Source organism: Actinotalea sp. (genome assembly GCF_041597215.1).
Lineage (GTDB): Bacteria > Actinomycetota > Actinomycetes > Actinomycetales > Cellulomonadaceae > Actinotalea.
The window spans coordinates 1-11,561 of record NZ_JBFHHB010000093.1; the positions used below are offsets into that span (position 1 = coordinate 1).

An 11,561-nucleotide genomic window follows, 5' to 3' on the forward strand; every position below is an offset into this window, starting at 1 on the left:
GCCTGCTTGAGCACCTGGAAGCGGTAGATCACCAGCGGGTGGTAGTGCAGCAGCAGCGGCCGCATCTCCGGCGGGGTGCGCGGCAGGTCCCACACCTCGCGCTCGAGGAACTGCGAGTCCTGCGGGTGGATGCCGAGCGCCGCGTCGTACGGGATCGCCATCGCGTCGGCCGCCCGACCCCACTCCTCGACCTCCGCCGCCCGGAGGCCCAGGCGGCTGACCATCTGGGCGTGCTCCTTGGGCCACGCCGCCTCGAGCTCGTGCACGGCCTCCGCGGCCCGCCACAGGTTGAACCGCGCCATCACGTTCGTGAAGAGGTTGTCGTTGACGACGGTCGTGTACTCGTCGGGCCCGGTCACGCCGTGGATGTGGAAGACGTCGGAGCCGTTGCCGCGCCAGAAGCCCAGGTCGGCCCACAGCCGGGCCGTCTCGACCAGGATGTCGATCCCCTCGCGTGCCATGAACTCCTCGTCGCCGGTGGCCTGGACGTAGGTGCTCACCGCGAAGGAGATGTCGGCGTCGATGTGGTACTGCGCGGTGCTGGCCGCGTAGTACGCGGAGGACTCCTCGCCGTTGATCGTCCGCCACGGGAAGAGCGCCCCGTGCTGGGTGAGCTCGGCGGCACGACGTCGCGCTGCCGGGAGCAGGCCGAAACGGAACCGCAGGGCGTTGCGCGCGTAGAGCGGCGAGGTGTACGTGAGGTACGGAACGACGTAGAGCTCGGTGTCCCAGAAGTAGTGGCCCCCGTAGCCGGAGCCGGTGACGCCCTTCGCAGCGATCCCGGTGCCCTCCGCCCGCGCCACGGCCTGGGCGACCTGGAAGAGGTTCCACCGCACGGCCTGCTGGACCTCCGGCTGCCCCTCGATCTCGACGTCGGAGCGGGCCCAGTACTCGTCGAGCCAGGTGCGCTGGTCGTCGAACTGCTGCTCGACACCCTCCACCCGCACCCGGTCGAGGGTGCGCCGGACCCGCGTCGCGAGCTCGGCAGGAGCCTCGCCGCGAGAGGAGTGGTAGCTGACGGACTTGGACAGCGAGATCGGCACACCCGGCTCGGCGTGGACCCGGAAGACGTGCCGGGAGGTGTCCTCCGTGACGTCCGTCACGACCTCGTGCTCGTTGTCCGTCTCCAGGGTGTGGTCGGCTCCGACGGCGAGGGTCATCCCCGAGTGCGCGGCGCGGAACCCGAGGACCACCCGTTCGTCGTCCCCCCAGTGCACCTCGGGGAGCAGCACGCGCCCGGTGAACTCCTCGGCCCTGCGCGGGTCGGCGAAGGTGGGTGCGGAGTGGGCCGTGCGGTACTCGTCCCTCCCGTCCTGGCGGTTGAGGATCTGCGAGACGATCGCGACCGGCGCGGGCCGGTCCAGGACCGTCACCTCGAAGGTCATCACCGCGAGGTGCCGCTGGGTGAACGAGACCATCCGCCGCGAGCGCACCTGCACGCGGTTGCCCGCGGGGGTCCGCCAGAGCAGCTCCCTGACGAGCACGCCGTCGGCGAAGTCGAGCGAGCGCCGGTAGGAGAGCAGGTCCGCCACCGCCACGGTCAGCGGCTCGTCGTCGACGAAGAGCTGGATGACCTTCGCATCCGGGGCGTTGATGATGGTCTGCCCGGTCTGGGCGAAGGCGAAGGCCTCCTCCGCGTGCCGGATCGGCCAGGTCTCGTGGAAGCCGTTGACGTAGGTCCCGTGGCTCTCGGAGTCGTTGGCCTCCTCGCCGTTCCCGCGCAGGCCGAGGTACCCGTTGCCGACGGCGAACACGCTCTCGGTCGTCCCACGGTCCGCGGTGCTGATGTACTCCTCGGTCAGCCGCCACGGTTCGGCCGGGAAGCGTGTGCGGTCGAGGTACGCCGGGAGCTGACCGAGCCCGGCGTGCTCGGTGTGGCGGATCCGCGCTGCGTTGATCATGACGTCACCAGCTCCGAGAGGTCCGTCACCACGAGATCGGCGCCGGCCGCCGTGAGGGCGGGCTCGCCTGCTCCCCTGTCCACGCCGATCACGAGGCCGAAGTCCCCCGCCGCTCCGGCGGCGACCCCGGAGACCGCGTCCTCGACGACGACCGCCCTGTCCGGTGGCACTCCGAGCAGCGCGGCTGCGCGCAGGAACGTGTCCGGTGCGGGCTTGCCCCCGAGCCCCTCCCGTGCGGCGACGACCCCGTCCACGACGGCCCCGAAGCGGTCGGCCAGGCCCGCGGACCGGAGCACCGCCCGGGTGTTGCGGGAGCTGGACACGACGGCGAGGGGCATACCGAGCGTCGCGAGGTGGTCGAGGAGGAGCAGCGAGCCGGGGTACGCCTCGACCCCCTCCGCGAGGAGCTCGGCGACCCTGGCGTTCTTGGCGTTGCCGAGCCCTGCGACGGTCGCCTGGCCGGGGGCGTCATCGGGATCGCCGTCGGGCAGGACGACCCCGCGCGAGGCGAGGCAGGTGCGGATTCCGTCGTCGCGCGGACGCCCGTCGACATGACGCAGGTAGTCGTCCGCGGTGTAGGCGGGGGTGATCCCGTGGGCGGAGAAGAAGGCCGTGAAGGCCTCCTCCCAGGCACGCTGGTGGATCTCGACCGTCGGCGTCAGCACCCCGTCGAGATCGAGGAGCACGGCACCGAACGTCGACCACTCCATCCAACGACGCTACCCGGATCGGACCGTTGTGCCCCGTCGAGAGCGGGTGAAACGCCGGGGCCGGCCGGCACCCGGTCGGCACCGCGACGGGCCGGCCGGCCCGCGGGGCTCACCGGGTCCAGAGCACCAGCCCGCCGGCCTCCGCGTCGGCGTTGAGGTCGACCTCGACGGTGCTGCCGTCATGCACCTCGCCTGCGAGGAGCATCCGGGCGAGCCGGTCGCCGATCTCGCGCTGGACGAGGCGACGCAACGGTCGCGCCCCGTACGCCGGGTCGAAGCCCTCGATCGCGAGCCACTCGCGCGCGGCGGCGGAGACCTCCAGGGTGAGCCGCCGGTCCGCCAACCGCTCGGCGAGCCGCACGATCTGCAGCTCGACGATGCTGCCCAGCTCGTTGAGGGTCAGCGCGTCGAACAGCACGACGTCGTCCAGCCGGTTGAGGAACTCCGGCTTGAACGCCGCGTGCACCGCGCTCATCACCGCGTCGCGCTTGGCGGCAGGGTCGAGCAACGGGTCGACGAGGAACTGGGAGCCGAGGTTCGACGTCAGCACGAGGATCACGTTGCGGAAGTCGACCGTCCGACCCTGGCCATCGGTGAGGCGGCCGTCGTCGAGCACCTGGAGCAGGATGTCGAAGACCTCCGGGTGCGCCTTCTCGACCTCGTCGAGCAGGACGACGGAGTACGGGCGGCGCCGGACGGCCTCGGTGAGCTGGCCGCCCTCCTCGTAGCCGACGTAGCCGGGGGGCGCCCCGACGAGGCGAGCGACGGAGTGCTTCTCGCCGTACTCCGACATGTCGATGCGGACCATCGCGCGCTCGTCGTCGAAGAGGAAGTCCGCGAGGGACTTGGCGAGCTCGGTCTTGCCGACACCCGTCGGGCCGAGGAAGAGGAACGAGCCGGTGGGCCGGTCGGGGTCGGAGACCCCCGCCCGCGAGCGCCGGACGGCATCCGACACGGTGGCGACGGCCTGACGCTGCCCGATGAGCCGCTGACCCAGGACCTCCTCCATCCGGAGCAGCTTCGCGGTCTCACCCTCGAGCAGCCGGCCGGTGGGGATGCCGGTCCAGGCGGAGACGACCTCGGCGATCTCGTCAGGGCCGACCTTCTCGGCGATCATGGGCGCCTCGTCGGGGCCCTCGCCGTCCGTCTCGCGGGCGTCCTGGGCGGCCTCTGCCGCCTCGATGTCCCGCTCCACAGCGGGGATCTCGCCGTTCTGCAGGCGCCCTGCGGTCTCGTAGTCGCCCTCGCGCAGCGCCTTCTCGAAGGTGGTGCGCAGCTCGTCGAGGCGCACCCGCAGCTCGCCGAGCCGGTTGGAGCCCGCCTTCTCGCGCTCCCAGCGCGCGGTCAGCGCAGCGAGCTCCTCGCGGCGGTCGGCGAGCTCGGCACGGAGCTTCTCGAGCCGCTCGCGCGAGGCCTCGTCGTCTGCCGTGGACAGGTAGGACTCCTCCATCTCCAGCCGGGTCACCCCGCGCTGCAGGACGTCGATCTCGACGGGTGAGGAGTCGAGCTCCATGCGCAGCCGGGAGGCCGACTCGTCGACCAGGTCGATCGCCTTGTCCGGGAGCTGGCGGCCGGTGATGTAGCGGTCGGAGAGGGTGGCGGCGGCCACGAGCGCGGCGTCGGAGATGGTCACCTTGTGGTGGGCCTCGTACTTGGGCGCGATCCCCCGCAGGATCGCGATCGTGTCCTCGACGGAGGGCTCGCCGACGAAGACCTGCTGGAAGCGGCGCTCCAGGGCGGGGTCCTTCTCGATCCGCTCGCGGAACTCGTCGAGGGTGGTCGCGCCGACCAGCCGCAGCTCTCCCCGCGCCAGCATGGGCTTGAGCATGTTGCCGGCGTCCATCGAGCCCTCGGCGGCACCGGCACCCACGACGGTGTGCAGCTCGTCGATGAAGGTGACGATCTGCCCGTCCGAGCCCTTGATCTCCTCCAGGACGGCCTTGAGCCGCTCCTCGAACTCCCCTCGGTACTTGGCTCCCGCCACCATCGAGGCGAGGTCGAGGGCGATCAGGCGCTTCCCGCGCAGGGACTCCGGGACGTCGCCGTCCACGATCCGCTGGGCGAGACCCTCGACGACGGCGGTCTTGCCGACGCCGGGCTCGCCGATGAGCACGGGGTTGTTCTTGGTGCGGCGGGAGAGCACCTGCACGACCCGTCGGATCTCGCTGTCGCGACCGATCACCGGGTCCAGCCGCCCCTCGCGGGCCGCGGCGGTCAGGTCGACGCCGTACTTCTCCAGCGCCTGGAAGGTGTCCTCCGGATCGGGGGAGGTGACCCGGGCCGAGCCCCGCACCGTGGGGAGGGCAGCGGCCAGCGCCTCCCTGCTCGCGCCGACGGCACCGAGCGCCTGGGAGGCGGAGGACTGGCCGGCGGCGATCCCGAGCAGCAGGTGCTCGGTCGAGATGTACTCGTCGCCGAGGGACTGCGCCTCGGACTGCGCAGCGGTGAGCACCGACTGCGTGGCGCGGGACGCCGAGGGCTGGGCCACCGAACCGCCGGAGGCGGAGGGGACGGTCGCGGCAGCGGCCGTGACCCGCTCGCGGAGCGCGGCCCGGTCGACGCCCACCGCGTCGAGCAGCGCGGTGGCCACCCCGTCCTGGGCGAGGAGGGCCTGGAGGACGTGGATCGGCTCGAGCTGGGGGTTGCCTGCAGCGGTCGCGGACTGGATCGCGGCCGCGAGCGCCTCCTGCGACTTGGTGGTGAACTTCGCGTCCATCTGTGCGCCTCCGGGGTGTCGTGCCGTGGCACGCCCGACCTGCGGCCACGAAGTTGAGCGTACTCCGCTCAACTCCGGACGGCGAGACGAGCGATCTCGAACGGCCCGCCCCCTCGGCACGGAGGCCGCGCGCTGGCATGATCGAGCATGAGGACGTCGGCCACCCCCAGACATCAGGAGGACACGCAGGTGATGATCATCGTCGGGTACACGCCCACCCCCGAGGGCAAGGCCGCGCTGGAGCACGGCATCACCGAGGCGCACCACCACGGTGACGAGCTCCTCGTCGTGAACGTCTCCGGGACGAGCGACCCGTCCGAGACGACCTTCGCCACCGACACCGAGATCGCCCGGGTCCAGACGCGGCTCGAGGCCGAGAGCGTGCCGTTCACGCTCCGTCAGCTCGTGCGCGGGAAGGACGCCTCCGAGGAGATCCTCTCCCTCGCCGAGGACGAGGACGTGCGCGGGATCGTCATCGGCATCCGCCACCGCACGCCGGTCGGCAAGCTCCTGCTCGGCTCGAACTCCCAGCGGATCCTCCTCGAGGCCACCTGCCCGGTGATCGCGGTCAAGGCGGCGCGCTGAGGTGTGGCGCCCCGACGTCCTGGGTGACGGCTGGCAGGCTCGCACGATCCCCCTGCGACCCGACTACCAGGGCGAGGCCGTCGCCACGCTCGTCCGGCGCACCCCGGACGAGCCGCGACGGCGCGCCGTGCTCTACGTGCACGGCTACGTCGACTACTTCTTCCAGACGCACCTCGGCGAGGCGTGGGCGGCGCAGGGCTACGACTTCTACGCCCTCGACCTGCGGGCCCACGGCCGATCCCTGCTCCCCCATCAGCTCGCGAACGACGTGCACGCGCTCGCGAGCTACGCCGAGGAGCTCGACGCCGCCGCGCGGATCGTGCGCGAGGAGGAGGGCCACGAGCTCCTCGTGGTCCAGGGCCACTCGACCGGTGGCCTGATCACCGCGCTGTGGGCGCAGGCCCGCCGGGACCGAGCAGACGGTCCCGCGCTGGACGCGCTCGTGCTCAACAGCCCGTGGCTCGACCTCAACCGGCCATGGACCGACCGGGTGCTGACCACCCGTGCGGTGGACGTGCTGGGGCGCGTCGCCCCGAACGCCGTCGTCGGCCAGCTCGACCCGCACTACGGGGCCTGGCTGAGCGATCCGGACGGGGGTGGCTGGGAGTACGACCTGTCGTGGAAGCCGGTCGAGGGCTTCGGTGTCCGGGCCGGTTGGCTCCGGGCCATCCGCCGCGGGCACGCCGCCGTCGCCCGCGGCCTCGCCATCGACCTGCCGATCCTCGTGTGCACCTCGACCCGCTCGGGCCCGGCACGTCGCTGGCACGAGGCGCTCGACAGGACCGACAGCGTGCTGTCCGTCGAGCAGACCCTCGAACGCGCGCCGCTGCTCGGGAACGACGTGACCGTCGTGCAGATCCCCGGCGGGGTGCACGACCTCGTCCTGTCCCCCGAGCCCGCCCGGAGCGGGTACCTCGAGGCGGTCCGCGCCTGGACGAACCACCGCCTCGGCCCGGCGCTCGGGTGACCGCGGCCCCGCACTCGGCCGACCGGTTCCAGCACGAACGGGGCACGCCGACCTCCCCGATCCGCACCTTCCACCCACGGCGCAGCCCGCTGGGGCTGGCGAGGACCGAGGCACTGGACCGCCTCTGGCCGCGCTACGGGTTCTCGGTGCACGACCCCGCCCTGGGGTCGGCCCCACTGCGCGAGGACGGGACGCTCGACACGGAGCGGCTCTTCGGTCGCACGGCCCCGCTGGTGCTCGAGATCGGCTCCGGGATGGGAGAAGCGGTGGCCGCGATGGCCGCCGCCGACCCCCGACGCGACTACCTCGCGGTCGAGGCCCACCTCCCGGGGATCGCCCACCTGCTCACGCTGCTCGACGGCGGCGAGCACCCGAACATCCGGATCGCGCACGGAGACGGGCTGGACCTGGCCAGGACGATGCGCCCGTCCTCGCTCGACGCCGTGCACGTCTTCTTCCCCGACCCGTGGCCCAAGGTGCGGCACCACAAGCGGCGCATCGTCTCCGCCCCGCACGTGGCGCTCCTCGCCTCGCTCCTGAGGCCGGGAGGCGTCCTGCACGTGGCCACCGACTGGGCGCCCTACGCCGAGGTGATGCTCGGGGTGATCGCCGACGAGCCGAGCCTGCACAACCCGCATGCCGGTCCCGCACCCCGCCCGGCGCACCGGCCCGTGACCAAGTTCGAGCGGCGGGGGATCGAGCTCGGGCACGAGATCGTCGACATCCTCGCCGTCCGCGCCGAGGGCTGACCGGGCAACGAGGTGCACCGCGCCGGCCGGTCACGCCATGCCGTGAGGCAGGGCGCTGGGCCATCCGGGTGAAAGAGACCGCCGCAGCCGATTCGCCCGCCCGGTCCCCTTGTCCCTGTACCCCACCCCGCCGAAGGAGAAGGCATGGTGGACTCGCTCGCTCCGGACGGCATGGCCGAGGCGATCGAGCGCGCCCGCTTCTCCCTGCTGCGCCAGGGCGGGTGGGACGACCTGCGCGAGGGCGAACGCGCGACGCGGATCGAGATCCTGCGCAACGCGCTCGACAACTCCGGGGTCAGCGCGCAGCTGCAGTCCCTCGAGTCCCGGGCGAACCAGGCCTCAGAGCTCGCCGACCTGCTCGAGCGGCGGGACGAGGAGTTCCGCCGCCGACTCGCGCAGGACGACGCGGAGATCGTGCGACTGAGCGATCGGATCGCCGCCCTCGACGCCCAGCTCGAGGTCGTCACGAGCGAGCGGGACGCGGCAAGGTCCGAGGCGGGCGAGCACGCCCACACCCTTGCCGAGATCCGCGGGCTCCTCGACGGCGACCGGCACGCCGAGGTCACCGCCCCGGCGACGCCACTCGCGGCAGCCCCGGCCCAGCACGGACCGCGCCGAGGCACCGCGCCCCGCCTGAGCATCGCGACAGGAACCTGAGATGACCGCAGTCCCCGACGTGGAGTGGATGGCCGAAGCGGTCGAGCACGCCCGGTTCGATCAGCTCCGCCAGGGGAACTGGGCAGAGCTGCGGCCGAACGAGCGCACCACCCGGGTGAGGATCCTGCGGGACGCGATGATCGCCTCCGGGGTCGCCGGGGAGATCGACTCCCTGCGCGCCCAGGCGGACCGCACGAGCCACCTGCTCGACCTGGTGAGCCAGCGCGACCGGGACGCGGCGCGCACGCTCGCCGAGCACGACGCGGAGATCGTCCGGCTCTCGGACCAGATCTCCTCCCTGCGTGCGCAGGTGGAGGCACTGTCCGACGCGCTGGCCGAGACGGAGTCCCGCGCCGAGCTGGCCGAGTCCGTCCTGGCGACCGTGCGCGACGCCGTCGACTCCCTGGCGATGAGCAAGTCAGGGGCGCGCTGAGCCTCGGCGCCCGAGGCTCCTGAGGGTGCTCATGCCTCGACGACCTCGTCGCCGTCGATCGCGACGGCGAACGGGGCAAGGGGTGCCTCCGCAGGACCCCTGGTGACCGCACCGGTGCCCGCGTCGAACGTGGAACCGTGACAGGGGCACACCAGGACGCCGCCGTCCGGCAGGACGGTGCAGCCGGCGTGCGGGCAGACCGCGCTGAACGCGACGACCGTCCCCTCCGCCGGCCGCGAGACGACGATCTTCTCGCCGGCGCTCGTCAGGGCCCCTGCCGCCTCGCCGACGGGCAGCTCGCTCAGCGAGATCAGCCCGTCGCCGGGTGAGGGTGTCGTCGCGGCGGGAGACGGCGTCGACGAGCAGGCGGCGAGCGCACCGACGGCACCGACGGCACTCGCGCTGCCGGCCAGGAAGAAGCGGCGGCTGATCATCGGGGCTCCTCCGTCCAGGCCCGCCCCGGACGGACGGGCCGTGACCGATCGTGCCGCAGATCGCGCCGCTGCGCGCGCGGCACGTCCCGAGGAGTGCGCCGCCGGGCCGTCGGCGAGGTCACCCGCGAGGCGCGGCCTTGCCGACCGGCTCGACGAGGAGCCCGTACGTGTCCGGACGACGGGTGCGGGCGATCGGGAAGAGCGCGGCCCAGTCCTCACCCTGCGCCAGGTCCAGGGGAGCGACGAGAACCGCGTCCTCGTCGCGCGGCGCCTGGGCGAGCACCCTGCCGTACGGGTCGGCGATGAACGACGACCCGTAGAAGGTGAGGAGCCCCTCGGAGCCCCAGCGGTTCACGGCCACGACGAACAGGCCGTTGCCGATCGCGTGGCCGATCATCACCTGCCGCCACAACGGTTCGGTGTCGAAGTCCGGGTGGTCCGGCTCGGACCCGATGGCCGTCGGGTAGGCGAGCAGCTGCGCCCCGCCGAGCCCGTAGGCACGAGCGACCTCCGCGAACCACTGGTCCCAGCAGGTCGGCAGACCGAGTCGGGCTCCGCCCGGCACCGGGAGCTCGACCACGGGATAGGGGTCCTCCGCCGGCCCCGGCCGGAAGTAGCGCTCCTCGTGGTACCCGGCCGTCACCGGGATGTGGAGCTTGCGCGTCCGGGCGAGGATCGACCCGTCCGGCGCGACCAGGATCGCCGTGTTGTAGCCCAGCCCGTCCGGCCCGTCCGCCCGCTCGAACAGCGAGGCGTGCACGTACGCGCCGGTGCGCGCGGCGGCCGCCGCAGCGAACAGGTGCGTCGGCCCGCCGTCGAGCGGCTCGGCCGTGGCCGACGGCTCGCCCTCGGGGATCGTGTCGGCCGGGTAGCGCGAGAGGGTCAGCTCGGAGAGGAAGACGATCTGGGCACCGGCCTCGACGGCTCGGTCGATCCCCTCGTCCAGGACCGCGCGGTGCTCGGCGGGGTCCTCGTGCCACCGGGTCTGCACCGCAGCGACCGTCAGGACCGGCCGAGCGCCCGAGCCGACGCGCGCGGGGGAGTCCAGCTCCGGGGCGAGCAGGAGCCTCATCGCGTGCGCCCGCAGGTCACGAGCCGATCGACGGTGGGCCTCGGGCAGGTCATGGCGCGGCTCCTCGGGTGATCATGAGTTGGGGCTGGGCACAGCGTAGGTGCGAGCCGAGGGCCGATCCATCCTGCCTCCAGCATGTGTCACCTCCTCCACCTGTCGCCTCGCTCCTCCCGCCGGGCACCCCTTCCCACGAGCGGTCCGGAGCGGCAGGATCGTCCCCGCCCACCCCTGACCGAGGAAGGACGACGTCCCCGTGCTCACCGTGCTCCAGGGCGCGAACCTTGCTGCCCGTTTCCTTCTCGAGATCGCGGCTCTGGTGGCCCTGGCGTACTGGGGCCTCCGCCTGCCCGCCCCGATGGTGTGGCGGGTCGTGGCGGGGCTCGGGGCCCCGCTCGCCGCAGCGGCCCTCTGGGGAGCCTTCGCCTCGCCGTGGGCGGCGATCGCCCTGCCGGGGCCGGCCGTCGTCGCCGTCCAGGTGCTCGTCCTGGGCGCAGCGGTGGTGGCGCTGGCCCGTGCGGGTCGCCCGGGCCTGGCCACGGCCTTCGCGATCGCCGCGGTCGTGAACGCCGCCTTGATGGCTCTGTGGCACCAGTGAGCGCCGTGCCCGCCTTCGCCCGCCCGTGACCCGTGACCCGGCCGAGGGCTGCTACGCGGCGCGGCGCCCCCCGGGGATCGCGGCGAGCAGCTCGCGCGTGTAGTCCTCGCGCGGAGCGGAGAAGAGCTCGTCCGGCGTCCCGCTCTCGACGACGCGCCCTGCCTTCATCACGTGCACCTGGTCGGAGATCATCCGCACGACGGCGAGGTCGTGGCTGATGAAGAGGTAGCTGAGGTCGAGCTCGCGCTGCAGGGAGGCGAGCAGGTCGAGGATCTGGGCCTGCACGATGACGTCCAGCGCAGACACCGCCTCGTCGAGGACGACGAGCTCCGGCGAGAGGGCGAGCGCCCGCGCGATCGCCACGCGCTGGCGCTGGCCGCCCGAGAGCTGGTCGGGCCGGTGGTCGGCGCGGTCGGCCAGGCCGTAGTCGCGCAGCGCACGCGTCACCCGCGCGGCGCGCTCCCGGGGCGGGATGCCGGCCAGCATCATCGGCAGCGCAACGTTCTCGGCCGCCGTCAGCCGCGGCACGAGGTGGAAGCTCTGGAACACGAAGCCGATGCGCCGGCTGCGCACACGCGCCTGCTCGGCCGGCGACAGCGTCGTGACGTCGCGCCCCTCCAGCCGGTAGTGTCCGGCATCAGGGCGATCGAGCAGGCCGAGCAGGTTCAGCAGCGTGGATTTTCCCGACCCCGACGGCCCCATCACCGCGACGTACTCGCCCGCCTCGATGGTGAGCGACACC

General features: G+C 72.9%; 12 protein-coding genes. 6 read left to right on the forward strand and 6 right to left on the reverse strand.

Going from position 1 to position 11,561, the window contains the following annotated elements; all coding sequences use genetic code 11:
* The 3 genes from ABWK99_RS08370 to clpB form a co-directional block, all read right to left on the reverse strand.
* Positions 1-1,901 (reverse strand): glycoside hydrolase family 65 protein (locus tag ABWK99_RS08370; protein WP_372594242.1); only part of this gene is annotated, 1,901 nt, incomplete at its 3' end.
* Positions 1,898-2,611, reverse strand: a complete 714-nt coding sequence (locus tag ABWK99_RS08375; RefSeq protein WP_372594243.1) for an HAD family hydrolase — start codon at positions 2,609-2,611, stop codon at positions 1,898-1,900. The genes ABWK99_RS08375 and ABWK99_RS08370, both read right to left, overlap by 4 nt.
* Before the next feature lie 109 nt (positions 2,612-2,720).
* Positions 2,721-5,327: an ATP-dependent chaperone ClpB gene (clpB, locus tag ABWK99_RS08380; RefSeq protein ID WP_372594244.1), complete on the reverse strand. Its 2,607-nt coding sequence runs from the start codon at positions 5,325-5,327 to the stop codon at positions 2,721-2,723.
* A gap of 192 nt (positions 5,328-5,519) precedes the next feature.
* Here clpB and ABWK99_RS08385 point away from each other — a divergent pair, with 192 nt between their 5' ends.
* The 5 genes from ABWK99_RS08385 to ABWK99_RS08405 all read left to right on the forward strand — a co-directional run bounded on the left by ABWK99_RS08385 (position 5,520) and on the right by ABWK99_RS08405 (position 8,718).
* Positions 5,520-5,912, forward strand: coding sequence for a universal stress protein (locus ABWK99_RS08385; protein WP_372594253.1), 393 nt, complete (start codon positions 5,520-5,522; stop codon positions 5,910-5,912).
* Position 5,913: 1 nt separating this feature from the next.
* Positions 5,914-6,879 carry an alpha/beta hydrolase gene (locus tag ABWK99_RS08390; protein WP_372594245.1) on the forward strand — a complete coding sequence of 322 codons (966 nt, stop codon included), beginning with the start codon at positions 5,914-5,916 and terminating at the stop codon, positions 6,877-6,879.
* On the forward strand, positions 6,876-7,628 hold the full coding sequence (gene trmB / locus ABWK99_RS08395; RefSeq protein WP_372594246.1) for a tRNA (guanosine(46)-N7)-methyltransferase TrmB: 753 nt from the start codon (positions 6,876-6,878) through the stop codon (positions 7,626-7,628). Before ABWK99_RS08390 ends, trmB begins: the two co-directional genes overlap by 4 nt.
* Positions 7,629-7,772: 144 nt before the next feature.
* Positions 7,773-8,285, forward strand: a complete 513-nt coding sequence (locus tag ABWK99_RS08400) for a hypothetical protein (RefSeq protein WP_372594247.1) — start codon at positions 7,773-7,775, stop codon at positions 8,283-8,285.
* A gap of 1 nt (position 8,286) precedes the next feature.
* Entirely contained in the window at positions 8,287-8,718 is a 432-nt protein-coding gene (locus ABWK99_RS08405) for a hypothetical protein (RefSeq protein WP_372594248.1), read from the forward strand.
* A gap of 29 nt (positions 8,719-8,747) precedes the next feature.
* On the opposite strand, the gene ABWK99_RS08410 is transcribed toward ABWK99_RS08405, so the two are convergent.
* Together ABWK99_RS08410 and ABWK99_RS08415 are read right to left on the reverse strand one after the other, a co-directional pair.
* Positions 8,748-9,152: a Rieske (2Fe-2S) protein gene (locus tag ABWK99_RS08410; protein WP_372594249.1), complete on the reverse strand. Its 405-nt coding sequence runs from the start codon at positions 9,150-9,152 to the stop codon at positions 8,748-8,750.
* Positions 9,153-9,270: 118 nt separating this feature from the next.
* The gene (locus ABWK99_RS08415) at positions 9,271-10,224 is read right to left on the reverse strand and encodes a nitrilase-related carbon-nitrogen hydrolase (RefSeq protein WP_372594250.1); all 954 of its coding nucleotides are present in this window, start codon (positions 10,222-10,224) and stop codon (positions 9,271-9,273) included.
* Positions 10,225-10,477: 253 nt separating this feature from the next.
* On the opposite strand from ABWK99_RS08415, the gene ABWK99_RS08420 reads away from it, so the two are divergent.
* Positions 10,478-10,819 (forward strand): YrdB family protein, encoded by a 342-nt coding sequence (locus ABWK99_RS08420; protein ID WP_372594251.1) that lies wholly within the window; start codon positions 10,478-10,480, stop codon positions 10,817-10,819.
* Between the two features lie 51 nt (positions 10,820-10,870).
* Here ABWK99_RS08420 and ABWK99_RS08425 read toward each other — a convergent pair.
* Positions 10,871-11,561, reverse strand: a 691-nt coding sequence (locus ABWK99_RS08425; protein WP_372594252.1) for an ABC transporter ATP-binding protein, incomplete at its 5' end; no start/stop codon positions are given.